General features: G+C 60.1%; 20 protein-coding genes. 16 read left to right on the top strand and 4 right to left on the bottom strand.

Annotated elements, in window-relative coordinates:
• Positions 1–19: 19 nt before the first annotated feature.
• Together BM382_RS29525 and BM382_RS29520 are read left to right on the top strand one after the other, a co-directional pair.
• Entirely contained in the window at positions 20–1738 is a 1719-nt protein-coding gene (locus BM382_RS29525) for a C13 family peptidase (protein WP_019094182.1), read from the top strand.
• A 28-nt stretch (positions 1739–1766) separates the two neighbouring features.
• A complete protein-coding gene (locus BM382_RS29520) occupies positions 1767–2408 on the top strand; it encodes an oxidoreductase (RefSeq protein ID WP_011063682.1) in 642 nt (213 codons plus the stop codon).
• A gap of 60 nt (positions 2409–2468) precedes the next feature.
• On the opposite strand, the gene BM382_RS29515 is transcribed toward BM382_RS29520, so the two are convergent.
• The 4 genes from BM382_RS29515 to BM382_RS29500 form a co-directional block, all read right to left on the bottom strand.
• Positions 2469–2756, bottom strand: coding sequence for a YceK/YidQ family lipoprotein (locus BM382_RS29515; protein WP_011063683.1), 288 nt, complete (start codon positions 2754–2756; stop codon positions 2469–2471).
• Entirely contained in the window at positions 2749–3381 is a 633-nt protein-coding gene (ubiX, locus tag BM382_RS29510; protein WP_011063684.1) for a flavin prenyltransferase UbiX, read from the bottom strand. Before ubiX ends, BM382_RS29515 begins: the two co-directional genes overlap by 8 nt.
• Positions 3378–4727, bottom strand: a complete 1350-nt coding sequence (gene mpl / locus BM382_RS29505; RefSeq protein ID WP_011063685.1) for a UDP-N-acetylmuramate:L-alanyl-gamma-D-glutamyl-meso-diaminopimelate ligase — start codon at positions 4725–4727, stop codon at positions 3378–3380. Before mpl ends, ubiX begins: the two co-directional genes overlap by 4 nt.
• Positions 4728–4858: 131 nt before the next feature.
• Positions 4859–6781 carry a sigma-54-dependent Fis family transcriptional regulator gene (locus tag BM382_RS29500; protein WP_072444923.1) on the bottom strand — a complete coding sequence of 641 codons (1923 nt, stop codon included), beginning with the start codon at positions 6779–6781 and terminating at the stop codon, positions 4859–4861.
• A 375-nt stretch (positions 6782–7156) separates the two neighbouring features.
• Between BM382_RS29500 and BM382_RS29495 the strand changes: the two genes are divergently transcribed.
• From BM382_RS29495 to BM382_RS29430, 14 genes are all read left to right on the top strand, one after another.
• Positions 7157–8677, top strand: a complete 1521-nt coding sequence (locus tag BM382_RS29495) for an acetaldehyde dehydrogenase ExaC (protein ID WP_011063687.1) — start codon at positions 7157–7159, stop codon at positions 8675–8677.
• Positions 8678–8854: 177 nt separating this feature from the next.
• Positions 8855–10135 (top strand): ethanolamine utilization protein EutH, encoded by a 1281-nt coding sequence (eutH, locus tag BM382_RS29490; RefSeq protein WP_072444921.1) that lies wholly within the window; start codon positions 8855–8857, stop codon positions 10133–10135.
• Between the two features lie 25 nt (positions 10136–10160).
• Positions 10161–11597: an ethanolamine ammonia-lyase reactivating factor EutA gene (locus BM382_RS29485; RefSeq protein ID WP_072444919.1), complete on the top strand. Its 1437-nt coding sequence runs from the start codon at positions 10161–10163 to the stop codon at positions 11595–11597.
• 29 nt (positions 11598–11626) lie between these two features.
• Positions 11627–13822: an ethanolamine ammonia-lyase gene (locus BM382_RS29480; RefSeq protein WP_072444917.1), complete on the top strand. Its 2196-nt coding sequence runs from the start codon at positions 11627–11629 to the stop codon at positions 13820–13822.
• A gap of 51 nt (positions 13823–13873) precedes the next feature.
• Entirely contained in the window at positions 13874–15268 is a 1395-nt protein-coding gene (locus BM382_RS29475; protein WP_011063691.1) for an ethanolamine ammonia-lyase subunit EutB, read from the top strand.
• An 11-nt stretch (positions 15269–15279) separates the two neighbouring features.
• Positions 15280–16104 carry an ethanolamine ammonia-lyase subunit EutC gene (gene eutC, locus BM382_RS29470; RefSeq protein ID WP_011063692.1) on the top strand — a complete coding sequence of 275 codons (825 nt, stop codon included), beginning with the start codon at positions 15280–15282 and terminating at the stop codon, positions 16102–16104.
• A gap of 106 nt (positions 16105–16210) precedes the next feature.
• The gene (locus tag BM382_RS29465) at positions 16211–16669 is read left to right on the top strand and encodes a GNAT family N-acetyltransferase (protein WP_011063693.1); all 459 of its coding nucleotides are present in this window, start codon (positions 16211–16213) and stop codon (positions 16667–16669) included.
• Between the two features lie 242 nt (positions 16670–16911).
• Positions 16912–17568, top strand: a complete 657-nt coding sequence (locus BM382_RS29460) for a DedA family protein (protein ID WP_011063694.1) — start codon at positions 16912–16914, stop codon at positions 17566–17568.
• 5 nt (positions 17569–17573) lie between these two features.
• Entirely contained in the window at positions 17574–18386 is an 813-nt protein-coding gene (locus BM382_RS29455; protein WP_011063695.1) for a M90 family metallopeptidase, read from the top strand.
• Positions 18387–18603: 217 nt separating this feature from the next.
• On the top strand, positions 18604–19131 hold the full coding sequence (gene ppa / locus BM382_RS29450) for an inorganic diphosphatase (protein ID WP_011063696.1): 528 nt from the start codon (positions 18604–18606) through the stop codon (positions 19129–19131).
• Between the two features lie 15 nt (positions 19132–19146).
• The gene (locus BM382_RS29445) at positions 19147–19536 is read left to right on the top strand and encodes a hypothetical protein (RefSeq protein WP_139187227.1); all 390 of its coding nucleotides are present in this window, start codon (positions 19147–19149) and stop codon (positions 19534–19536) included.
• 1180 nt (positions 19537–20716) lie between these two features.
• Positions 20717–22147, top strand: coding sequence for a mannose-1-phosphate guanylyltransferase/mannose-6-phosphate isomerase (locus BM382_RS29440; protein ID WP_072445016.1), 1431 nt, complete (start codon positions 20717–20719; stop codon positions 22145–22147).
• Between the two features lie 22 nt (positions 22148–22169).
• Positions 22170–23135, top strand: a complete 966-nt coding sequence (locus tag BM382_RS29435) for a GDP-L-fucose synthase family protein (protein WP_072445014.1) — start codon at positions 22170–22172, stop codon at positions 23133–23135.
• 4 nt (positions 23136–23139) lie between these two features.
• The gene (locus tag BM382_RS29430) at positions 23140–25098 is read left to right on the top strand and encodes a glycosyltransferase family protein (protein ID WP_072444914.1); all 1959 of its coding nucleotides are present in this window, start codon (positions 23140–23142) and stop codon (positions 25096–25098) included.
• Positions 25099–25251 lie beyond the last annotated feature (153 nt).

The raw sequence follows: 25251 nt of genomic DNA, 5'->3' as shown, positions 1-25251 counted from the left end.
TAATTATCCGGAACCCGTTATGCGCCCACTTGCACCCCTGGTTTTGACCCTATTGCTCAGTGCCTGTGGCGACGGCGAATCGCTGTTGCCGCCCGATGCCCGCCTGCCGGACGGCGGGCGCTATCGAGGCGACCTGGTCAATGGCCTGCTCCAGGGACAAGGACGCATCGACTACCCCAACGGCAGTTGGTACGCCGGCCAGTTCGACAAGGGCCAGTGGCATGGCCAGGGGGAATGGCACGGCAGCAACGGCGAGGTCTATCGCGGCCAGTTCCAGCAAGGGCTGTTCCATGGTCAGGGCACCCTGACCACCAAGGACAGCAGTTACAGCGGTGGCTTCAAGCTCGGCCGCCGGGATGGCGAAGGCACCCTCAAAGAAGACGGCATGACCTACCGCGGCGAATTCAAGGCCGACCTGTATTCGGGCCTCGGGCGCCTGGAACTGGACGACGGCAGCCAGTACCAGGGCCAGTTCGCCAAGGGCAAGCCCAATGGCGAAGGCCAGCGCAGCGACGCCAGCGGCAACCAGTTCACCGGCAACTTCGTCAACGGCCAGCTGGAAGGCAACGGCACCTTCAACAGTGCCGAAGGCGACATCTACGTCGGCGGCTTCAAGCACAACCAGCTCAACGGCAAGGGGCGCTACGAAAACTCCGACGGCGACGTCTGGATCGGCCAGTTCAAGGAAGGCGCCCTGAGTGGCAAGGGCGAACTGACCGGCGCCGACGGCAGCCACTATGTCGGCACCTTCAGCGACTGGCGCTTCAGCGGCGAGGGGCGGCTCAACCTCAGCGATGGCAGCTTCTACGTTGGCGGCTTCGACAGTGACAACTACCAAGGCCACGGCGTACTGGTACTGCGCGATGGCAGCGTGCAAAGCGGTGTGTGGAACAACGGCCTGCGGGTTCGCGATGCCGATGGCAAGCTACTGCCAGACCCACTGGAAACTGCGCTGCTGGTCCAGGGCCGCTTGCTCAAGGAAGCCCTCGATACGGTGCCGGCCTCCACCTCGGCCATCGAACTCTACAGCCTGACCCTGGCCGGCGACGGCAAGCAGAGCGTGTTCCTGCGCGAGGCCGACTATGTCAGCAACATGCTCGCCAGTCGCTTCGGCGCCTACGGCCAGATCCGCCTGGTCAATCACCGCGACCACCTGATGAACCGGCCCATGGCCACCCGGGAAAACCTGCGCCGCGCCGCCCAGACCCTGGCCGAACGCAGCGGCCCGGAGGACCTGGTGTTCATCTACCTCACCAGCCACGGCACCAGCGCCCACGAACTGGTGCTGGACCAGCCGCGCCTGGAGCTGGCAGACCTGCCCGCCGATGAACTGGCCACCGCCCTGGCCCCGCTGAAGAACCGCGACAAGATCATCGTCATCTCTTCCTGCTACTCCGGCGGCTTCATTCCGGCCCTCAAGGATGAGCGAACCCTGATCATGACCGCATCCCAGGCAGACCGGGTGTCCTTCGGCTGCTCGGAAGAGGCCGACTTCACCTACTTTGGCGATGCCCTGTTCGCCCAGGCGCTGAACCAGACCGACGACCTGGAACATGCATTCAAGCTGGCCCGGGGCATCGTTGCCGAGCGTGAGCAGGCAGACGGCTTCGAAGCGTCGGAACCGCAGATCTGGGCGCCCAGAGGCGTCATTGCCCATTGGCAACAATTGCGCAAACAGCAGGCACGAAAGGCCCTGCAGAGTGTCTCTATAAGCAGCAAGGAAGCACAGAGCAACTAAGCTGAAACAGTATCAAGGGGGAATGACCATGTACTTGACGCCTCAGCATATCCTGCTCGCCGGCGCCTCCGGCCTGACCGGGGAGCAACTGCTCGATCGTCTGCTCAACGAGCCCACCATCACCCGCGTCCTCGCGCCCAGCAGACGCCCACTGAGCGAACACCCACGCCTGGAAAACCCGGTCGGCGACCCCGCCGTATTCCTGCCGCAACTCAGCGGCAAAGTGGAAATCGCCTTCTGCTGCCTGGGTACCACCCTCAAGCAGGCCGGTTCCGAAGCCGCTTTTCGCGCGGTGGACCTGGACATGGTGGTGGCCTTCGGCAAACGCGCGCGGGAGCTGGGCGCACGGCACCTGATCGTGATCAGCGCCCTGGGCGCCGACCCCAAGTCGTCGATCTTCTACAACCGGGTCAAAGGTGAAATGGAAGAAGCGCTGAAACTGCAGGGCTGGCCACAACTGACCATCTGCCGGCCATCACTGCTGCTGGGGGATCGCATCGAGCCGCGCCTGGGCGAACAGCTGGCCGGACCACTATCGCGGCTGATACCGGGCAAGTACCGCGGGATCGAAGCCTGCCAACTGGCCCGGGCCATGTGGCGCCTGGCCCTGGAAGAGCAGACCGGCACGCGGATCGTCGAGTCCGACGAACTACGCAAGCTGGGCAAATGAATCGCTCGCCCGCGAGCCGCTCCTGCACGTGCCTGTAGGAGCCGGCTTGCCGGCGAAGCACTACAACCCGCCCGTTGCCTGAAACCCCACCCCCAATACCGTCAGCACCGACAGCGGCAGCAACAGGGTATCGAGCAGGGCACTGGCTGGCAGATCCACGCCAGGATAGCTCGGTGCCTCAGCGCCAAAGCGGTCCATGGCGCAGCACCCACCCTGCATCGCATACAAGTCCAGGCGCGTCCCCGAATACACCACCGGCGCCCCGGGCTGGGCGGCATTCAAGGTCCGGGCCGTGGCACAGCCGCCCAGTTGCAGGGCGGCCAACAGCACCAGCAGGGACTTACTCATCGCTGCTCAGATGATGCTCGCCCCAGCGCGGCAACATGTCCTGCGGGATGTTCAACAGATTGAGAATCCGCGCCACGACAAAATCCACCAGGTCATCGATGGTCTGCGGCTGGTGATAGAAGCCCGGCGAGGCCGGCAGAATGGTCACGCCCATGTTCGACAACTTGAGCATGTGCTCCAGGTGAATGCTGGAGTACGGCGCCTCGCGAGGCACCAGAATCAACTGCCGGCGCTCCTTGAGGGTCACGTCCGCGGCGCGCTCGATCAGGTTGTTGCAGGCACCGGTGGCAATCGCCGACAAGGTACCGGTGGAGCACGGCACCACTACCATCGCCGCCGGCGAGCCGGAGCCCGAGGCCACCGGCGACATCCAGTCCTCCTTGCCATAAACGCGGATCTGCCCCGCCGACGCACCGGTGTATTCGGTGAGGAAGGCCTGCATGGTCTGCGGCTTGGGCGGCAGGGTCACATCGGTTTCCGTGGCCATGACCAATTGCGCAGCCTTGGAGATCAGAAAATGCACCTCCCGGTCCTCACGCACCAGGCAGTCCAGCAGGCGCAGGCCGTACTGGGCGCCCGAGGCACCGGTCATGGCCAGGGTGATGCGTTCCGGGCCGTTGTTCATCGCAGCGCCTCGGCCAGTTTGCCGTGCAGGCCGCCAAAGCCGCCGTTGCTCATGATCACCACCTGGGTGCCCGGCTTGGCCTGGCTCTTCACCCGCTCGATGATGCCTTCCAGAGAGTCGCTGACAATCGACGGCACCGTGCACAAGGCCGCCGTGGCGGCCAGGTCCCAGCCCAGGTTGGCCGGGGCATACCAGATCACCTGATCGGCCTGGTTGACGCTTTCCGGCAGGCCATCGCGGTGCGCGCCAAGCTTCATGGAGTTGGAGCGCGGCTCGATGATGGCGATCACCGGGGCATCGCCAACCCGCTTGCGCAAGCCATCCAGCGTAGTGGCGATGGCCGTCGGGTGATGGGCGAAGTCATCGTAGATGGTCACGCCATGCACTTCGGCGACTTTCTCCATGCGCCGCTTCACGCTCTTGAACGCGCTCAGACCGGCAATGCCCATCGATGGCACCACGCCCACATGGCGTGCCGCAGCCAGGGTGGCCAGGGCATTGGCGACGTTGTGCTGGCCGGTCAGCTCCCACTCCACCACGCCCTGGCTCACGCCTTCGAACATCACCTCGAAGGCCGAACCGTCGGCGCTCAGCAACTTGACCTGCCACTGGCCACCGGCGCCGGTAGTCTGCACCGGGGTCCAGCAGCCCATCTCGATCACCCGCTGCAAGGCAGGCTCCGTGGTGGGATGGATCACCAGGCCTTCGCTGGGAATGGTCCGCACCAGATGGTGGAACTGCCGCTCGATAGCCGGAAGATCAGGGAAGATGTCCGCATGATCGAATTCCAGGTTATTGAGGATCGCGGTCCGTGGGCGGTAGTGGACGAACTTCGAGCGCTTGTCGAAGAAGGCGCTGTCGTACTCATCAGCCTCGATCACGAAGAACGGCGTACCGCCCAAGCGCGCGGAGACGGCGAAATTCTGTGGCACGCCGCCGATCAGGAAGCCCGGGCTCATGCCCGCATGCTCCAGGACCCAGGCCAGCATGCTGCTGGTGGTGGTCTTGCCGTGGGTCCCGGCCACCGCCAGTACCCAACGCCCCTGCAGCACATGGTCGGCCAGCCATTGCGGGCCGGACACATAGGGCAGGCCCTTGTTCAGCACGTACTCCACCGCCGGGTTGCCGCGGGACATGGCATTGCCGATCACCACCAGGTCCGGCGCCGGGTCCAGCTGGGCAGGATCGTAGCCCTGGGTCAGCTCGATGCCCTGGGCCTGCAACTGGGTGCTCATCGGTGGATACACGTTAGCGTCGGAACCGGTGACGTGATGGCCCAGCTCTTTGGCCAGAACCGCCATCGACCCCATGAAAGTGCCGCAGATACCGAGAATATGGATGTGCATAGTCGACCTCGAAAAACATCGGCGCAGGTTAGCGTAGAGGGCTGCAAATCGCACCCATTAGCTGACCGGGAGGTTGCTGCTGGCCTGCGCTGGCGCAAGCCCGACGGGCCAGCAGCGGCCAGCAGCTCGGACTAGCGCGCGATGCCGTGCTTGCGCAGCTTTCTATAGAGGGTGTTGCGGCTCACGCCCAACTGCTCGGCGGTATGGGTCATGTGCCAGCGCTGCTGCTCCAGGGCCGCCAGCAACGCCACCCGCTCGGCATCCTCCAGTGGCCGCTCCGGCACCTCTGCTTCCGCTTCGCCCAGCGGCGCCGGGCGGCTGTGGCGGATCAGCGGCGGCAGATCATCCAGGCCAATGCGGCCGTTTTCACACAAGGCCGCCAGGGTACGCAGCACGTTGCGCAATTGCCGCACGTTACCCGGCCAGGAATAACTCAGCAGGCTCTGGCGCACCGCGTCCTCCAGCATCACCGGCTGGCCGCCCGCCTCTTCGGCCAGGAGGAAATCCAGCAACTGGGATTTGTCGCTGCGATCGCGCAAGGCCGGCAAGGCGATCTCCAGGCCATTGAGCCGGTAATACAGGTCCTCACGGAAGCTACCGTCGCGCACCCGCTCCAGCAGGTCACGGTGGGTCGCGCTGATGATGCGCACGTTGACCGGTTGCGGCTCGCCGCCGATCGGCACCACCAGCCGATCCTCCAGTACCCGCAGCAAACGGGTCTGCAGGGCCAGGGGCATATCGCCGATTTCATCGAGGAACAGGGTACCGCCATCGGCCTGCTGCAACTTGCCGCGCATGCCTTCCTTGCGCGCCCCGGTAAAGCTGCCGCCGCGATAACCAAACAGCTCGCTCTCGATCAGGCTTTCCGGGATAGCCGCGCAGTTGAGCGCGACAAAGGCCTTGTCCGCCCGCGCGCTGCCCTGGTGCACCGCCTTGGCGAAGGCCTCCTTGCCGGAGCCGGTCTCGCCATTGATCAGCAACGGCACATCGCGCTCGAACACTCGCGAGGCGCGGCGAAAATCGTTCTGCAGGCCGTCATCCCCCAGGCAGATCCCCGAGGGCCGCGCCGGCGCAATGGCCTGCGGTGCCCGCAGCACCGCTGGTTGTGCGGCCGGCTGTGGCTGGCCGCGCAACAAGGCGAACAGGCGTCGCCCGTCCCGGGTGCGCAATGGCCAACTGGCGCTGGCATTGATACTGGCGCGGCCGAGCAGTTCATCCAGGGAGCAGTCGAAAAAGCTTTCCACCGGCTTGCCCAGCAACCCGCCGCGAATATGCCCCAGCAGGTTCAGGGCGCTCTGGTTCACCGCACAGATCCGGCCATCGCCATCGAACGCCAGCAGGCCCTCGCTGAACAGCCCCACCGACTCCGCCTGCAGATGAAAGCGCAGCAGCCACTGGTTCTCGAAATAACGCAGGAAATAGCAGCTCTCGATCATCTTCGCCGACAGATTGACCAGGGCCATGGTGTGAAACTGGCTCTGCCGGGACACGTCCTGGCGCGCCGACGACACATCCAGCACCGCCAGCAACTCGCCATGGGGGTCGAACACCGGGCTCGCAGAGCAGGTCAGGCCGGTGTGCCGGCCGCGGAAATGCTCGCCCTGGTGAATGGTCAGCGGCTGGCGCTCCACCAGGCAGGTGCCGATGCCGTTGGTGCCCTCCCGGGCCTCGCTCCAATCGGCGCCCAGCCACAGTCCGGCATGCTCGAAGATCTTGCGTTCGCTGGGGGCGGTAATGCAGTTGAGGATCACGCCCCGGGCATCGGTCAGCAGCACCGCATGCCCGGCGCCGGACAGTTGTTGGTGCAGGTTGGCCATCTCGGTGCCGGCAATCTGCAAGACATCTTGCAGGCGCTCGCGGCTTTCCAACAGGCGGCCATGCTCAAGCACCGTAGGGGCCATGACCTGGGCCGGGTCGAGATGATAGTCCTCAAGGCAGCGCAGCCAGGAGCGGGCAATGGAAGGATCGCTGCCCGGGCCCTGCAAATGAGCCTTGCCCTGGGCCACGGTGAGCACCTGCTGGGCATGCCGGCTCAAGTAATTGCTAGTGTGCATTTCTTATTATTCTCCTGCTGCGCTGTCACGCTCAGACGAAATACTGTCGCCACTGCCGGGCTGCAATTGACTACGAAGGAGGAATGCTCATCAGACTTGTCCGACAAGATTCGACACGCGAACCAGCATCCTCCAGGCGCTGCTGCATTGCAATGCCGGCTTGACTCCCGAGTCACAGGTTGTGCCACTTAGGTTACAAACTGTCACTCAAGCCTGTACCGGATCCGTCACAGCGCCCCGTAGCGGTCCCCTCGAAACATCCGCAAACCCTTGATGCATATGGCCTGTAGCACGCTGGCCCGACCTTTGCTCTACGCTTGATATGCGCTACGGCGCGTCCTCCCCCATAAGCATAAAAGCCAGGAGATACCCACCATGCGTTACGCACACCCCGGTACTGAAGGCGCTATCGTTTCGTTCAAGAGCAAATACGGTAACTACATCGGCGGCGAGTTCGTCGCGCCTGTCAAAGGCCAGTACTTCACCAACACCTCGCCGGTCAACGGCCAGCCGATTGCCGAATTCCCCCGCTCCACTGCCGAAGACATCGACAAGGCCCTGGACGCCGCCCATGCCGCCGCTGACGCCTGGGGCGCGACCTCGGTGCAGGCGCGCTCGCTGATCCTGCTGAAGATTGCCGACCGCATCGAACAGAACCTCGAACTGCTGGCCATCACCGAAACCTGGGACAACGGCAAGGCCGTGCGCGAAACCCTGAACGCCGACATTCCCCTGGCCGCCGACCACTTCCGCTACTTCGCCGGTTGCCTGCGGGCCCAGGAAGGCAGCGCTGCGGAAATCGACGGCAACACCGTGGCCTATCACATCCATGAACCCCTGGGCGTGGTCGGGCAGATCATTCCGTGGAACTTCCCGATCCTGATGGCCGCCTGGAAACTCGCCCCGGCCCTGGCAGCGGGCAACTGCGTGGTACTCAAGCCCGCCGAGCAGACCCCGCTGGGCATCACCGTGCTCATGGAAGTGATCGGCGACCTGCTGCCACCCGGCGTACTCAACGTAGTGCAAGGTTTTGGCCGCGAAGCCGGCGAAGCCCTGGCCACCAGCAAGCGCATCGCCAAGATCGCCTTCACCGGCTCGACTCCGGTGGGCTCGCACATCATGAAGTGCGCCGCCGAGAACATCATTCCGTCCACCGTGGAACTGGGCGGCAAGTCGCCGAACATCTTCTTCGAAGACATCATGCAGGCCGAGCCCAAGTTCATCGAAAAGGCCGCCGAAGGCCTGGTGCTGGCATTCTTCAACCAGGGTGAAGTCTGCACCTGCCCATCCCGCGCCCTGGTGCAGGAATCGATCTACGACGAATTCATGCAAGTGGTGATGAAGAAGATCGAGCAGATCAAGCGTGGCGACCCACTGGACACCGACACCATGGTCGGCGCCCAGGCTTCCGAGCAGCAGTTCGACAAGATCCTCTCCTACCTCGACATCGCCAAGAACGAAGGTGCGCAGCTGCTCACCGGCGGCAAGGTGGAAAAACTCGAGGGCGACCTGTCCAGCGGCTACTACATCCAGCCGACCCTGCTCAAGGGCACCAACAAGATGCGCGTGTTCCAGGAGGAAATCTTCGGCCCGGTGGTCAGCGTCACCACCTTCAAGGACGAAGCCGAAGCCCTGGCGATCGCCAACGACACCGAGTTCGGCCTGGGTGCCGGGGTCTGGACCCGCGACATCAACCGCGCCTACCGCATGGGCCGCGGGATCAAGGCCGGCCGCGTCTGGACCAACTGCTACCACCTGTACCCGGCCCACGCCGCGTTCGGTGGCTACAAGAAATCCGGTGTCGGCCGTGAAACCCACAAGATGATGCTCGACCACTACCAGCAGACCAAGAACCTGCTGGTGAGCTACGACATCAACCCGCTGGGCTTCTTCTGATCGATCCTCCCGGCGGCCCAGGCCGCCGGGAGGCCTTTTCGCGGCCTTGCCGCACAGGTTCACCTGCTCTGATCCGGTGCCGACGGCTTGCCGGACGGGACACTGCTGTCGGAAGTTCTGCGCCAAACCAGTCGTGCACAGACCCTGCTTGAAAAACAATAACAAGGGACAAACGCAATGGATCAGATCGGCAACTACGTGCTCTACCTCATCATGCTCTGCGCCGTACTTGGCGCCTTCGCCGCCATTTATGACAGCGAGCGAGGCCTGGGCAAGGAATTCATGGAAGGCATTCACGCCACCGGCTACATCTTCGTGCCGGCCGCGGGCATCATGGCCTCCATCCCCTATCTCACTGTGGTCATCGAAACCGTCTTCGGACCGTTCTTCAATTCCCTGGGAGCCGATCCGGCCCTGGCGGCGACCATGATCATTGCCTCGGACATGGGCGGCTATCAGCTGGCCTCGGCCCTGGCCGCCAGCAAGGAAGCGCTGGTAATGGCGCTGATCACCGGCTTCATGGGTGGCGCCACCATCGTCTTCTCGATCCCCATGGGCCTGGCGATGCTCGACAAGCGCGACCACAAGTACATGGCCCTGGGGATCATGTCCGGGATCCTCACCATTCCCGTGGGCGTAATGATCGCCAGCCTGATCCTGGCCTTCAGCAACCCGCAGGTACGCGAACTGGTCAGCACCAGCGGCGAAGCCAGCTACCAACTGGCCCTGGGCCTGGGCAGCATCTTCGCCAACCTGCTGCCGATCCTGATCTTCGTCGTGGCCCTGGCCCTGGGCCTGCGCTTTTTGCCGGACATGATGATCAAGGGTTTCATCATCTTCGGCCGGGCCATGGACGCGGCGATCAAGCTGGTACTGGTGTTCTCCATCGTCGAGTATTTCACCGGGGCCTTCTCCGCGGTGTTCGGCGGCTGGGGCTTCCACCCGATCATCGCCGACGCCGAGGACCAGACCCGCGCCCTGGAAACCGCCGGCTACATCGGCATCATGCTGGCCGGCGCCTTCCCCATGGTCTACCTGCTGCGCAAGTACCTGGGCAAGCCCCTGGAAAACCTCGGCGGCAAGTTCGGCCTCAGCGCGGTAGGCAGTGCCGGCATGCTGGCCACCATCGCCAACATCCTGGCCATGTTCCGCCTGGTGCGCTTCATGCCGCCCAAGGACAAGGTGGTGAACATCGCCTTCGGTGTCTGCGCCGCCTTCCTGCTGGGGGACCACCTGTCCTTCACCGCCAACTTCCAGCCGACCATCATCCTCCCGGTATTGATCGGCAAGATCAGCGCCGGCTTCGTCGCGGTGGGACTGGCCTATTGGCTGTCGGTGCCCAAGGCCCTGCAACTGGAAGCCCAGGACCGGGCTGCCGGAATCATCGGCGAAGGCGAGTACCTGGGCGGCACGGCCCTGGAAACCCCGGAACCGGCAGGCCAGAAGGCCACGGCCTGACTCCGGCGCGGCGAGGAACGCCTGCATGCAAGCCTTCACCGGCGGCGCCCAGGTCTTGCTGCTGGGGCTGGACTTCGGGTCCACCACCAGCAGCGTGCTGATTGCCCAGGCCAGCCTCAGCAGCCACTGCATCACCGGGCGCATGGCCCTCAACGAACCCCGGGTGCTGTTTCGCGGCGACCCGGTGTTCACGCCCTTCAAGGATGAGGTCATCGATGAAGCCGCGATCCGCGGCCTGATCGAAACCTGGCTTGAACAGGCGGACGTGCGCCCGCAGCAGTTGTTTTCCGGCGGGGTGATCATCACCGGGCTGGCGGCCCGGCGGCACAACGCCCAAGCCCTGGCGCAACTGGCGGGGCAACTGATCGGTAACGCACTGATCACCCGTGCCGACGATGGCGGCCTGGAGTCCTGGCTGGCGTTCATGGGCAGTTGCTCGGCCCTGAGCCGCTTTCACGCGCAGCAGCCCATGCTCAACCTGGATATCGGCGGTGGCACCACCAATGCCGCCTGGGGCCTGGAGGGCAATGTGCTGGCCAGCGGTTGCCATTTCATCGGTGCCCGGCACCTGCAATTCGAGCCGGGCAGCTATCGGCTCAGCGGAATGTCGGAGTTCGGCCGGGCCCTGCTCGATCACCTGGCGATTGGCAAAACATCCGGGCAACTCCTCGACAGCTCACAACTGCAGGCCGTGCTGGATTGGTACATCGACGCCCTGCTGGCGCTCGTGTCGGGGGACCGAGCGTTCTTCGCCAGCCCGCTGGGCCGGTTGACGGAGCAACTGCCGCTGAACCTTCCGGCTCACGAACCTGATGTGGCGCTGACCTTTTCCGGTGGCGTCGGCGAGTTGCTGTATCGGCACTTGCAGGGTGAAACCCTGCCCGGCACCACCCACTACGGCGACCTGGGTATCGACCTGGCCCTGGCCATTGCCCGCCAGCCGCGGCTGGTGCGTGACGCCCGCCGCCTGGTCCCGGAAAACCGTGGCCGGGCCACGGTCTACGGGCTGACCCTGCACAACACCGAAATCTCCGGCAGCACCTTGTTCCTGCCCCGGCCCGAAGCACTGCCGCTCAAGGACCTGCCCATCGTTGCCCGTCTATCGGTGCGCGCCTCCCGGCAGCAACTGGAGGCGGCCCTGGAACTGGCCCTGAGCAGCCGCGACGGTGCCTGCCTGCAATTGCTCGATGGCGGCCAGGCGCCGGGCCTGGAAGAAATACGCCACCTCGGCGCCCTGCTGTGCCGGGCCCTGGGCACTGCCCGCCCGGCTGCCCAATGGCCGCTGGTGCTGCTGTTGGAGAGCAACGTCGGCAAGGTCCTGGGCAACTACGCCACGGATTGGGGGCGCAGTTCTTGCAACCTGATCGTCATCGACGAAGTACGTGAACGCTCGGCGCACTTCATCAATCTGGGAACACCCCATCAGCACATAGTGCCCGTCGCCTTTTACGGTGTGCACTGATGCCGATGCCGGCCAAGGAGAGTCTTGCCATGTCACTCACCGAACTGCAGCACATCCGCCTTCCCGTCGTCCCGGCCGAACGTGGCTACAGCACCCGGGTGCTGGATCGCCAGATCGCCTTCGACAGCCTCAAGGCAGTGCTCGGCGCCGCTGACATCAGCAAGGCCGGGGACCGTGTGGCGGGGCTGGCCGCCGTGGATGAAATCACTCGCGAAGCAGCGCGCAAGGTGCTCTCGGAACTGACCCTGGATCACTATTTCCAGCACCCGCTGACCGACCGCCACGGCCATATCGACAGTGTCATGCAGGTCAACTACGACATCGACCACGAAGTGTTCGGGGAAATCGCCCCTCTTACCCTGGGCGCCCTGAAAGATCGCCTGCTGCGCAGCCACGGCACCGAAATACGCCGCATCGGCCGCGCCCTGACCGGGGTAATGGTGGCCGCCCTGGCCAAGCTGCTGGATGTGCATGAACTGATCCTGCTGTCGAAAAAGCTCAAGAGTGGCGCGGCCGCCAAGGCCCGAACCCTGGTGGGCCTGCCCGGCACCCTGTCGTCGCGCTTGCAGCCCAACCATCCCACCGACAACCTCAGCGGCATCACCCTGCTGGTCTACACCGGCCTGAGCATGGGCTCGGGGGACGCGTTGATCGGCCTCAACCCGGCCATCGACACCGTGGACAACATCAGCGCCACGCTCCACCACCTGGACAAGCTGCGCCGGGAAACGGGAGCACCCACCCAAATCTGCGTGCTGTCCCATATCAAGACCCAACTGGCCTGCCTCGACCAGGGCGCTCCAGTAGAGATCATGTTCCAGAGCCTGGCGGGCACCGAACGTACCCTGACCGACGAGTTCGACGTTACCGTGCAACTGCTGGACCAGGCCTGGCAGACCATGGCCGAGCGCGGCCCGCTGCGGGACGTGGCGGAAAACTTCATGTACTTCGAGACTGGCCAGGGCAGCGAGCTGACCTACGGCAAGCACGAAGGCATCGACATGACCACCTGCGAAGCCCTGTGCTACGGGCTTGCCCGGCGCTACCGGCCGTACATGGTGAACAACGTCACCGGCTTCATCGGCCCGGAAACCCACCTCGACAACTTCGAGATGACCTACTCCTGCCTGCAGGACCAGTTCATGGGCAAGTTGCTGGGCCTGCCCATGGGCATGGCCCCCTGCTACACCCTGCACTCGCAAGTAACCCTGGAAGGCCAGCAGATGGCCACCGAGTTGCTGACCGCGGCCGGGGCCAACTTCTTCATGGACGTGTACCTGAGCACCGACCGCATGCTCGCCTACTTCGACACCAGCGCCCACGACAACCAGACCCTGCGCGAGGTGCACGACCTGGCACCGGCCCCGGAATACCTGCGCTGGGCCCTGGGCAAGGGGATTTTCCAGGAAGACGCCCACGGCAACGTGGAACGCGGGCCGAACTGGGGCAACCCGAGGATTTTCTGCCAGTCGGACATCGACTTCCAGCGCCTGCTGGAATCCACCCCGGCCACCTACGGCTTCGACAACGCCGGGCCGCGCCCGGCCAACAGCGTGTCGCGTACTGTGCGCGCCAACCTGGCAGTGGCCCGCGAGGCAATCTACGTCGACTTGCGCCCCAGCGAAATCGGCGCCATTGCCCTGCGCGAGCTGCGTACCGCTGCCCCGGACAAGCTGGCCCATCTGCAAGACCCGGAGCTGGGCGCGCGGCTGACCGAGGAAGTGCTGCGGCGCCTTAAACCGGAATACAACGACGTGCAGATCGTGATTTCCGACGGCCTCAGTGCCGAGGCCATCCACCACAACATTCCCGAGCTGCTGCCGGTGCTGCTGGACGGCTTGCACAGCCGCGAGCTGCGCATCGGCCAGCCGATCCTCGCGCCCTATGGCCGGGTCAAGCTGGCGGAGTCGGTGGGCGAGGCCCTGCAACCCCAGCTGATCATCGTGCTGATCGGCGAGCGGCCCGGCGGCGATGCCCTGGCCTCACGGAGCATGTCCGCCTACCTGGGCTACCGCCTGCCGGACGACCAGGCGCGCCGCGCCGCCGCCCAGTTCAGCGGCAATGCCGACATTCGCTATGAATACACCGTGATCTCGAACATCTACAGCGGTGGCCTGCCGCCGCTGGAAGGCGGCAGCCTGGTGGCGGAAAAGGCCTTTGCCATCCTCCATCACCGGGCTGCCGGCAACCGTCTGGAAAACCTGCTGAAGAAGGTGGCATCCTGATGATCCGCCAGCACTCGGCAACGCCCCTACATCGTTGAAACGGAGACTGAGATGGCCCAATTTTCCCACAGCGTAGGTTCTCAGACCTATCGCTTCGACAGCCTCAAGGACGTCATGGCCAAGGCCAGCCCGGCCCGTTCCGGCGACTTTCTGGCCGGGGTTGCCGCCCTCAACGACGGCGAGCGGGTTGCCGCCCAGATGACCCTGGCGGATATCCCCCTCAAGCACTTTCTCGAAGAGGTGCTGATTCCCTATGAGTCCGACGAAGTCACCCGGCTGATCATCGACACCCATGACCGCGAGGCCTTCGCCACGGTCAGCCACCTGACCGTGGGCGGCTTTCGCGACTGGCTGCTCAGTGACGCCGCCGACGAACAGAGCCTGCGGGCCCTGGCGCCGGGCCTGACCCCGGAAATGGCCGCCGCGGTGTCGAAGATCATGCGCGTGCAGGACCTGATCCTGGTGGCGCAGAAGATCCGCGTGGTGACCAAGTTTCGCGGCACCCTGGGGCTGCGTGGACGCCTGTCCACCCGCCTGCAGCCCAACCACCCCACCGACGAGCCGGCGGGCATCGCCGCAAGCATTCTCGACGGCCTGCTGTACGGCAACGGCGACGCGATGATCGGCATCAACCCGGCCACCGACAGCATCGCCTCGATCTGCGCCATGCTGGAAATGCTCGATGCCATCATCCAGCGCTACGAGATCCCCACCCAGGCCTGCGTGCTGACCCACGTCACCACCTCCATCGAGGCGATCAATCGTGGCGTGCCCCTGGATCTGGTGTTCCAGTCGATTGCCGGCACCGAAGCGGCCAATGCCAGCTTCGGCATCAACCTCAACGTGCTCCAGGAAGGCTACGAGGCGGGCCTGAGCCTGAACCGCGGTACCCTGGGGCAGAACCTGATGTATTTCGAGACCGGCCAGGGCAGCGCCCTGTCGGCCAACGCCCACTTCGGCATCGACCAGCAGACCTGCGAAACCCGCGCCTACGCCGTGGCCCGGCACTTCAAGCCGTTCCTGGTCAATACCGTGGTCGGCTTCATCGGCCCCGAGTACCTGTACAACGGCAAGCAGATCATCCGCGCCGGCCTGGAAGACCACTTCTGCGGCAAGCTGCTGGGCGTGCCCATGGGTTGCGACATCTGCTACACCAACCACGCCGAAGCCGACCAGGACGACATGGATAACCTGCTGACCCTGCTGGGGGTGGCAGGAATCAACTTCATCATGGGCATCCCCGGGTCCGACGACATCATGCTCAACTACCAGACCACGTCCTTCCACGACGCGCTCTATGCCCGGCAGACCCTTGGCCTGAAACCCGCTCCCGAATTCGAGCAATGGCTGGCCAGGACCGGCATCTTCACCCAGGCCGACGGCAAGGTGCATTTCGGCAACAACCTGCCGCCGGCTTTCCGCCAGGCGCTGGCCCAGTTGGGATAAGGAACAGGCTCATGCAAAAACACCCGACCGATTCGCAGAACCCCTGGCTGGAACTGCGCCGCCTGACTCCGGCACGCATTGCCCTGGGCCGTACCGGCACCAGCCTGCCCACCGATGCTCAACTGGACTTCCAATACGCCCACGCCCAGGCCCGGGACGCCGTGCACCTGCCCTTCGACCACGCCGGCCTGAGCGCTCAATTGGCCGAGCGCGGACGTGACAGCCTGCTGCTGCACAGCGCCGCCACCGACCGCCACAGCTACCTGCAACGCCCCGACCTGGGACGCCGGCTCAGTGACGACTCGGCCCAGGCCCTGCGCGACTACGCCAGCGCCCATCCCGGCGGGTTCGATCTGGCAGTGGTGGTAGCCGACGGCCTGTCGGCCCTGGCGGTGCATCGCCATACCCTGCCATTTCTGGCACGCATGGAGGAACAGACCGCCGCCGAAGGCTGGTCGCTGTCGCCCGTGGTGCTGGTGGAACAGGGCCGGGTGGCGGTGGCCGACGAGGTCGGGCAACTGCTGGGGGCGAAGATGACGGTGATCCTGATCGGCGAACGCCCGGGGCTCAGTTCCCCCGACAGCCTGGGGCTTTACTTCACCTACCAGCCGAAAATCGGCCTCACCGACGCCTATCGCAACTGCATCTCCAATGTGCGCCTGGAGGGCCTGAGCTACGGCATGGCCGCTCACCGCCTGCTCTACCTGATGCGTGAAGCCTGCCGCCGCCAACTGTCGGGGGTGAACCTCAAAGACGAGGCGCAAGTGCAGACCCTGGACAGCGACGAGCAGGCAGATATGAAGGGCAACTTCCTCCTGGGCCCGCCCCAAGCGTGATTTTGCAAGACGATTGCGCTTTTTCGCCGCTTTGGGCAGCATCGCAACACGGCTGCCCGAGTCATCCAACCTGTGCCGTCACATCCACTTGAAGTTGAGAGCCACCATGCGGATTACTCAAGCAACCCTCGAGCACCTGGATCTGTTGACCCCCTTATTCGTCAAATACCGCGAATTCTATGGCGCACTGCCCTACCCGGATTCGTCCAGGGCCTTCCTGGAAAAACGCCTGCGGCGCAAGGAATCGGTGATCTACCTGGCCCTGGCCGACGACGACAGCAACAAATTGCTGGGCTTCTGCCAGCTGTACCCGAGCTTTTCCTCCCTCTCCCTCAAGCGTGTGTGGATTCTCAACGATATCTACGTTGCCGAAGACGCCCGACGCCAGCTGGTGGCGGACAACCTGATGCGCACCGCGAAGAAGATGGCCAAGGAAACCAACGCCGTGCGCCTACGGGTGTCCACCAGCAGCAACAACGAAGTGGCACGCAAAACCTACGAGTCCATGGGTTTTCGCGAAGATACCGAGTTCAAGAATTACGTCCTGCCCCTCAGCGACGACTGACTCTGCAGACAGCGGCCCCAGGGCCGCTTTGGTATTTCCGCCCCTGACGCACGCCCTCCCGGCAACCTACCAAGCACCGGCCAAGCCGAAACGCCCCGCTACAATCTGAACACGCATTTCACTTGTCAGCCCTTATAATGCCGACCTTTTCGGATCGTAAGAAAAGCTACACACCCCTGTAGTCCCTTTCTCCGAGTCATCGCACAGGCCTGCCGAGCCAGGCTGTCATCACAGGTGCCCCAATGGATTTCAACCCGATCGACCTAATCCTTCATCTCGACGTTTATCTCGACATGCTGGTGACCAACTACGGGCCCTGGATCTACGCTATCCTGTTCCTGGTGATTTTCTGTGAGACGGGCCTGGTGGTAACCCCCTTCCTGCCCGGCGACTCCTTGCTGTTCATCGCCGGCGCGGTGGCCGCAGGCGGCGGCATGGACCCGGTGCTGCTGGGCGGCCTGCTGATGCTGGCGGCTATCCTTGGCGACAGCACCAACTATGTGATTGGACGAACGGCAGGGGAACGGCTGTTCAGCAACCCCAACTCGAAGATCTTCCGCCGCGACTACCTGCAGAAAACCCACGACTTCTATGAAAAGCACGGCGGCAAGACCGTGACCCTGGCGCGCTTCCTGCCGATCATCCGCACCTTCGCGCCCTTCGTCGCCGGCGTGGCGCGCATGCCTTACCCACGGTTCTTCGCCTTCAGCGTGGCCGGCACCATCCTCTGGGTCGGCGGCCTGGTGACCCTGGGCTACTTCTTCGGCAACGTGCCCTTCATCAAGAAAAACCTCTCGCTGCTGGTGGTGGCCATCATCCTCCTGTCCCTGGTGCCGATGATCATTGGCGTACTGCGCAGCCGTTTTGGCCGCAGTACCGAAAAAGCCGAAACCCGCTAAGCACCATGTGGTCCCTCAGCGCCTGGCGCCGCAAGCGCCGGCTGGCCAGGCACCCGGTCAGCGATGAAACCTGGCAGCGGGTACGCCAGCACCTGCCCTTCCTCGACGGCATCAGCGCCGTCGAGGACCAGTGGCTACGCGAGGCCAGCGTGCTGTTTCTCGACGACAAGCACCTCACCGCCCTGCCCGGGGTCGAGCTGCATCAGGAACAGCGCCTGCTACTGGCGGCCCAGGCACAGCTGCCGCTGCTGCACCTGGGGGACCTGAACTGGTATCAGGGCTTCCACGAAATCATCCTTTACCCCGACGACTTCCTCAGCCCGCAACGCCATCGCGACGCCAGCGGTATCGAGCACGAATGGGATGGCGAGCACAGTGGCGAAGCCTGGCAGCAGGGGCCGATCATCCTCGCCTGGCCCGGAGTCCTGGCCAGCGGTGGCTGGGAAGCCTACAACCTGGTGATCCACGAACTGGCCCACAAGCTGGACATGCTCAACGGCGACGCCAACGGCCTGCCGCCGCTGCACAGCGACATGCGGGTCAGCGAGTGGGCGCAAGTGATGCAAAGCGCCTACGACGACCTCAACCACCAGTTGGACCGCAATCCGGACGCAGAAACCGCCATCGACCCCTACGCCGCGGAAAACCCGGCGGAATTCTTCGCCGTCACCAGCGAATACTTCTTCAGCGCCCCGGACTTGCTGGTGGCGGCCTATCCGAAAGTCTATGCACAACTACAGCTGTTTTATCGGCAGAATCCACTGGCCCGGTTACAGCAACTTCAAGCAGAAGATCCGGTCTATCAAACGCACCACTAATGTCCTGTCGCGCTATTTAAGCTGTTCATCTGAAGACCGGTTACCTGACAACCAGGCCGCCGGTCGCTCGGTAAACCCGAACACGCCCGCGACACAGTACAACCAAGGTTCTACGACCCTTGGTACGTGGCATCGGTAGCGGAGTGTGTCTATAATCGCCGCCACTTTTTGGTCAATCCGGCCAAGTCATTTGGTCAACTAACGGGGGCAACGCCCAATGAGCTACAGCAAGATTCCGGCGGGCAAAGACCTGCCGAACGACATCTACGTCGCTATCGAAATCCCGGCCAACCACGCGCCGATCAAGTACGAAATCGACAAAGACAGCGACTGCCTGTTCGTTGACCGCTTCATGGCCACCCCGATGTTCTACCCGGCCAACTACGGCTTCATCCCCAACACCCTGGCTGACGACGGCGACCCCCTCGACGTACTGGTCGTGACCCCTTATCCAGTAGCGCCAGGCTCGGTGATCCGTGCCCGTCCAGTAGGCATCCTGAACATGACCGACGACGGCGGCGGCGATGCCAAAGTGATCGCGGTACCACACGACAAGCTGTCCCAGCTGTATGTCGACGTGAAGGAATACACCGACCTGCCAGCCCTGCTGCTGGAACAGATCAAGCACTTCTTCGAGAACTACAAAGACCTCGAAAAAGGCAAGTGGGTGAAGATCGACGGTTGGGGCAATGCCGATGCAGCCCGCGCCGAGATCCTGAAGTCGGTTGCTGCCTACAAAGGCTAAGAAGCAACTGCACGCTTGGAGCAACAAGCTTCAAGAAAGAGCCCCGGTCATCCGGGGCTTTTTTATGCCTGCACGCAGCACCAATTGCCTGCTGGCGCCCGCTTGCCGGTGAACCGCTTCCTCGGCCGACCACGCATCCAGCAACATATTCTTCGCACTTTTTACTGCTTCAAGGCCTCTGGAACGCGCTTCGCACTGGGAATTCCCGGCGAATATGCGTATGCTGCGCCCCACATTTGCGCATCGACCCTTGAAGCGGTCAGAGCGCCTGACGAAGCGGATGACTTTCTCGCCCAGTCCCACAGCCAGCCGCAAGAGCTGGGTGTACGTTTTGAAGGCTGGTGCGGTTTACCAAAAATGAACCAAGCCAGTCCCCGAGAAGCCGGCCACAAGCCGGCTTTTTAATGCCTGAAATAAAAGCCTGATCATTGATACCTTCACCACCTATAGGTACGAGCTTGTCATGCGCCACCTCTGACGCAACCCAGCGCAGAAAGCCTGACAGGATCTCGCTCTTGCTATGTAGGATTAGTAAATCCGAGAGAACGGAACCGATCAGATACTGTATTTTTTTGCAAATCAGATTTTTCGTGAAAGTCCTGTGTTGATGCACATAAGCCCGCCAAAGCTTGATTACCTCTAAGCAAGTCAACTACTCAGAGATTGTTGTACTACCGATGAAGCCAGAAAAAGTAGCGATGAGCGACTACTGGCCCTTCGCTACATTTCATTGCCGAGCATGTCGGCAGCTACAGATCCAATTCGTGAAATCAGAAATAAAAGCCTATAACGAGCAATGAAGACTGCCATTTATCAAAAAACTGGAGTATTTAGAGAATTACCAAGAACTTTGTGCATGAAGCCTGACTGCGGCATTTTCATCAAATGCCTCAGTCACTAGAGAGACTAAATTGGGGCTTGCATAATGTTGGATTTTTTGGAGAATTTGCCATTGCTCGGCGCTCAAATTGTGGCAAGCCTCCAGATCCACCCAAGGCCGGCCATCGGAAATCAACACGACAGACTAGAAAGCAGGCAAACACAGCCTTGCTATGCTGTCACTGGTTGAAGGTAAAACGAGCGATGGCAAAGTGCCCATGATGCTGTCTCTAGAGAAGGCTCTAAGCCATCACGTCAAGGCTGCGAACTAATCGACTCGAAAAGCTTGAAACAAATCTCCGATTGACCGTTCCCTCCCCTCCTTGGGAGAGACAGACAATTGTAGTGGCCGATACGAGAATTTCCTCACAATGCGCGCTCGATCGAACGAGATGCCAGAAGATGCTCCTAGGGCATCCTTCCCGCCGTAAAGCACTGGAGTAGATAGACCACGCAATTTCATTATCTCAGGGAGTTCGGATATGCTCCCACGCCACACACTTATGCACCAGCCAGCTCAAGAGACAGGCTTTATTAGTGTTTTGCACCGGATTTATTTCATGGAGACAAATCGATGGATGGACGCGAGAAGGTCGCAATTGCCGCGGGCGGTATTTATTCCTCTGAAGCCTCTTTCGGCGATACAGCTTCAAACATGAAGCTGCAACCTGATGTAACGGCCTCCAATTCGCCGGCGGTTTCTAACATGTCGCAACAGCGCATACTTATCCCAACGATCCTCTGCGGTGGCGCAGGATCAAGACTTTGGCCTGTTTCTCGCGAGCTGCACCCAAAACCATTTATTCGACTCGCCGACGGTCAGAGCTTGCTGCAAAAAGCTTTTTTACGCGGAGCAGATCTGACAGGTGTTCCAGAAGTACTCACCGTCACCAACCGTGAGCTTTTCTTCAAAACAGAAGATGAATACCGCGAAGTGAATTCGGCAGGCGTTGCGACCTCATTCATTCTCGAGCCCGCGGGGCGCAATACCGCGGCGGCCATTGCAGCCGCGACACTGCAAGTCGCCAGCAGCCACGGCCACGACGCCTTAATGCTCGTGCTGGCGGCCGATCACCTGATCTCTGACCAATCAGCGTTTGCTGAAGCGGTGGGCCATGCTTGCAAGCTCGCTGAAAGCGGTAAGTTGGTCACCTTCGGTATTCAGCCTGATGCCCCAGAAACGGGTTATGGGTATATAGAAGCAGAAGAAAATCGCGTCATTCAGTTCGTTGAAAAACCCTCACTGGATAAGGCAAAGCAGTATCTCGCTTCGGGGAGCTTCTACTGGAACTCCGGCATGTTCTGCTTTAGCGTTAAAACAATGTTGCAGGCCATGAATGAGCACTGCCCGGACATTCTTAATGCGACCAAAAACTGTATTGCACAATCTCGCACCGCCAGCGGCAAAGGCTTTGTACAGGTAGAGCTTAGCTCCAGTGATTTCTCCGCCATTCCAGAAAACTCCATTGACTACGCAGTCATGGAGAAATCAGAGCATGTTGCTGTCGTTCCATGTGACATTGGCTGGAGTGACATTGGCTCTTGGTCAGCCCTGGGCGACCTTATCAGCCCTGACGCCGATGGCAATAGAATTACTGGTGAGGTTTCATTACATGAGACAACGAACTGCACCATCCAAAGCGTAAACCGTATGGTGGGCGTTGTCGGAGCAAGCAACCTAATCATCATCGATACTGCCGACGCTCTATTAGTAGTGGATAAACTCTGCACTCAGAACGTTAAGCATATTTATTCAGACTTAAAAAACAAAGGACATGACGTCCACAAACTGCACCGCACTGCATACAGACCATGGGGCACCTATACAGTCCTGGAGGAAGGCGAAGGGTTCAAGATAAAGCGCATTGAAGTTAAACCTGGAGCGAGCCTTAGCTTGCAGATGCACCATCACCGTAGCGAACATTGGGTTGTCGTAAGCGGGCAGGCAACGGTGATAAATGGAGATCGAGAAATACTCATCAACACCAATGAGTCAACTTTCATACCCGCGGGCCACAAGCATCGTCTTACCAATCCGGGAAAAACCCCCTGTGTAATGATTGAAGTCCAAAGTGGAAACTATCTTGGCGAAGACGACATTGTTCGCTTCGAAGATAATTATGGGCGAGCCGACTAACTTAATGTTCTGGATAAATTCCATGCACTCAGAAGACACTAACCCAGCCACTTCCGATACTTCTTTTTTTGCCGGAAAAAAAGTATGGGTCACCGGACATCGAGGCATGCTAGGTGCTGCGATGGTTAGAAATTTACAAGAAAAAGATGCAACACTACTGCTGACTTCAAGAGCAGAGTTGGACCTTACAAACCAAGCTGCGGTTCTAGAGTGGGCAGAAGCCAACAAACCGGAGCTGGTTTTTCATATAGCCGCCAAGGTGGGCGGAATCTATGCAAACGCTACCCTACCCTCAGACTTCCTTCGTGAAAATCTGCTTATTCAAACAAGTGTAATCGACGCGGCGCATAAAACCGGTGTCAAAAAACTTGTTTTCGTCGCTTCCAACTGCACGTATCCAAGCCAGGCCAAAAACCCTATATCCGAAGACGCTTTGCTGACCGGCATGTTCGATCACAATATTCGAGCATATGCTATTAGCAAAATTGCAGGAATCGAAATGTGTCGAGCATACAATCGTCAACACGGTTGCGATTTCATTTCGGTAATTCCACCAAACCTGTATGGACCTGGCGACAACTATCATCCAGAGCATGGCCATGTTGTTGCAGGAATTTTACGACGGATACATGAAGCGAAGCTTTCGGGAAGCAAGGACTTTGTAGTATGGGGTGACGGTACCCCACGTCGGGAACTGCTACACGTAGATGACCTCGCAAGTGCTCTTGAGTTTGTCATGAGGGCCCGTGCAGCACACGACTTGTACAATGTAGGTTGTGGACACGATTTAACGATATCAGAAATAGCTAATATCGCATCTGAAATTGTCGGTTTCAAAGGAAACATTTCATACGACACATCCAAACCAAACGGTACGATGCGCAAACTACTCGATAGCTCTCGCATTCATGACCTCGGATGGCGTCCTAATATTAATGAGCGCGATGGAATGCAAAGCGCGTACGCTGACTTTTTGAGTAGATACTGAGTTCATGACAACTAAGCCTTTTGTACTTCCTGAAAATTTAATTGGTCGCTTTGCTATTGTAAAGCTCTGGCCCGATATTAAGACTGCGGAAGATGAATGCATTGCACGCCTGAAGATTGCCGCAAATACTCTGGGTATAGAGTGCGTAGAAGTTCACGCCGACGGTAGCTTCCTTTCACATCCGGAGGCCAAGGCGTCAAAGGACAATGTGGACTTTGTACTTCACCTGCACTATGACACCCCAAAACAGTACGATGCTTTTTCTATAGTTGCACTGTGGAATCCACTCAGATTTTATCATGAGTGGGGATACGAGCGTACCTCCAGAAACCTTACAACCCATGATGACTTCGTCAGCTGCAGTTCAGACGCAGCAGATAACCACGTGGGCAGAATGATTCGCTCAACACACTCTCATTTGCCAGTTCAGTTCAAGTTGTATCATTCAACTGCCGATATTATCCACCCCCCCTCCCTGGGTGATGGAAAGCTTTTCTATGCAGGTATTAACTGGGAAGCTATCAGCGGTGGAAAATCGCGCCACCAGGAGGTACTCAAACGCCTGGACCCAAGCGGCCTCTTGAGAATTTATGGTCCAACCATATTCCAAGGAGTGAAAGTCTGGGCTGGCTATGAGAGTTATATCAAAGAGGTTCCTTTTGATGGCACCTCCATGATCGATGAAATATCAAAGGCAGGCATTGCATTGGTGCTTTCTTCTCAGGCTCACAAAGAGTCGGAGTTGATGTCCAATCGTTTGTTTGAAAGCATTGCTGCTGGCGCACTGATCATTTGCGACGAAAATCCATTTGCCAAGAAATTCTTTGGCGACTCGCTGCTCTATGTAGACAGCCGTACAACTGCCGAACAGATGTACTCTGATATCGTCAGCCATCTTGAATGGGCCCAGAAGAACCCGACCCAAGCGTTGGCGAAGATTGAAAAAGCTCAGAAAATTTTCAGCGATCACTTTACACTTATTAAAAATCTGAGCGACTTGTACTCTGGTTTTACCCAGCGCAAAAACGATTTGCAAGAAAAACAAAATCCGCAGGGTAGCCTGTCGGTTAAAGTTCGCGTAAATCTTCTGATGCCCGAGTACTCCCCCTCGACACTCCAGGAGCACGTAAAAAGTATTCAGGCACAAGAATACTCCAATTTCTCTTCGGCTCTGGTCGTAGACAAAAAAGATGCAGTCGCCTTTCAGCGCGAGATAAGTGCCGCTCTGGCCACTTCAGCAACCCCTATTGATCTTGTTCAGGTAGAGTTCTTCAAGTCCGGAATTCATCCTGAAATCAAATCGCGGACACGTTTGGGCGAAATCATCAATGGCCTTCTTGAATCAAGCCAAGACTCCGATGCCTTTATGCTTGTGGCACCTAATGAAAGACTTTTCTCAAACCATCTAGCCGTTCTGTGTGGTGCTCTACAGCGGGACCAAAAAACTCAGTGTGCTGCAACAGCAGCGCTACTCATTGACGGCGATACCCCCATACACACCGTACATGAGCTAATTGACTTTGGGCATGTGAATCGAGCAGGACCTACAGGATACGGACGTTTTATATTCCGTACAAACGCCATACCTCATGATATTGGAATTGCTCTGCGCCACTTGGATGGCCGCCCATTGGCAGCGATGGTTGGTCAACACACGATTATGCAGCAAATGCCAGCATCCATTTCAATCAACGTGACCCAAGACTTTCCGGAGCGGACTTGGGATGATGCAGCCGAGAGCGAAATTATTTACCACTTCGCACCTGAAGCTCTAAATCTCGCGACAGGTTTTGGCCCTCGTCCGCGCCAGCCGGTACATGTTGCGACTGTAATTGAAGCTACTAGCCTGCATTTGATGAAAAAGCTATTAAACCGTAACTGGATAAAGTCTCAAATTTCGGCCATTCGAAAGCATGGACTTAAATCCAGATTCAAAGTGCTAAAAAGAAAACTAGCTCTGTAGTATCAAACCTTATAGTTCAAAATAGCCGCCTGTTTAAAAATAGCGGCTTTTTGACTACAAAGTACAGAGCATTAATTTTCTGACCCCATGCTTATAAACCTGCATGTAGAACTGGAATGAGCTTGCTATGAATACTGGTCACTTATACGAAAA

Source organism: Pseudomonas sp. NFPP25, from assembly GCF_900116505.1.
Classification (GTDB): Bacteria; Pseudomonadota; Gammaproteobacteria; order Pseudomonadales; family Pseudomonadaceae; genus Aquipseudomonas; species Aquipseudomonas protegens.
This window is presented reverse-complemented; position numbering and strand designations above follow the sequence as displayed.

What these genes read in the sequence shown, in the direction of transcription:
- BM382_RS29525 (WP_019094182.1), top strand. Translation starts at nt 20, where the DNA reads ATGCGCCCACTTGCACCCCTGGTTTTGACCCTATTGCTCAGTGCCTGT.
- BM382_RS29520 (WP_011063682.1), top strand. Translation starts at nt 1,767, where the DNA reads ATGTACTTGACGCCTCAGCATATCCTGCTCGCCGGCGCCTCCGGCCTG.
- BM382_RS29515 (WP_011063683.1), bottom strand. Translation starts at nt 2,756, where the DNA reads ATGAGTAAGTCCCTGCTGGTGCTGTTGGCCGCCCTGCAACTGGGCGGC.
- ubiX (WP_011063684.1), bottom strand. Translation starts at nt 3,381, where the DNA reads ATGAACAACGGCCCGGAACGCATCACCCTGGCCATGACCGGTGCCTCG.
- mpl (WP_011063685.1), bottom strand. Translation starts at nt 4,727, where the DNA reads ATGCACATCCATATTCTCGGTATCTGCGGCACTTTCATGGGGTCGATG.
- BM382_RS29500 (WP_072444923.1), bottom strand. Translation starts at nt 6,781, where the DNA reads ATGCACACTAGCAATTACTTGAGCCGGCATGCCCAGCAGGTGCTCACC.
- BM382_RS29495 (WP_011063687.1), top strand. Translation starts at nt 7,157, where the DNA reads ATGCGTTACGCACACCCCGGTACTGAAGGCGCTATCGTTTCGTTCAAG.
- eutH (WP_072444921.1), top strand. Translation starts at nt 8,855, where the DNA reads ATGGATCAGATCGGCAACTACGTGCTCTACCTCATCATGCTCTGCGCC.
- BM382_RS29485 (WP_072444919.1), top strand. Translation starts at nt 10,161, where the DNA reads ATGCAAGCCTTCACCGGCGGCGCCCAGGTCTTGCTGCTGGGGCTGGAC.
- BM382_RS29480 (WP_072444917.1), top strand. Translation starts at nt 11,627, where the DNA reads ATGTCACTCACCGAACTGCAGCACATCCGCCTTCCCGTCGTCCCGGCC.
- BM382_RS29475 (WP_011063691.1), top strand. Translation starts at nt 13,874, where the DNA reads ATGGCCCAATTTTCCCACAGCGTAGGTTCTCAGACCTATCGCTTCGAC.
- eutC (WP_011063692.1), top strand. Translation starts at nt 15,280, where the DNA reads ATGCAAAAACACCCGACCGATTCGCAGAACCCCTGGCTGGAACTGCGC.
- BM382_RS29465 (WP_011063693.1), top strand. Translation starts at nt 16,211, where the DNA reads ATGCGGATTACTCAAGCAACCCTCGAGCACCTGGATCTGTTGACCCCC.
- BM382_RS29460 (WP_011063694.1), top strand. Translation starts at nt 16,912, where the DNA reads ATGGATTTCAACCCGATCGACCTAATCCTTCATCTCGACGTTTATCTC.
- BM382_RS29455 (WP_011063695.1), top strand. Translation starts at nt 17,574, where the DNA reads ATGTGGTCCCTCAGCGCCTGGCGCCGCAAGCGCCGGCTGGCCAGGCAC.
- ppa (WP_011063696.1), top strand. Translation starts at nt 18,604, where the DNA reads ATGAGCTACAGCAAGATTCCGGCGGGCAAAGACCTGCCGAACGACATC.
- BM382_RS29440 (WP_072445016.1), top strand. Translation starts at nt 20,717, where the DNA reads ATGTCGCAACAGCGCATACTTATCCCAACGATCCTCTGCGGTGGCGCA.
- BM382_RS29435 (WP_072445014.1), top strand. Translation starts at nt 22,170, where the DNA reads ATGCACTCAGAAGACACTAACCCAGCCACTTCCGATACTTCTTTTTTT.
- BM382_RS29430 (WP_072444914.1), top strand. Translation starts at nt 23,140, where the DNA reads ATGACAACTAAGCCTTTTGTACTTCCTGAAAATTTAATTGGTCGCTTT.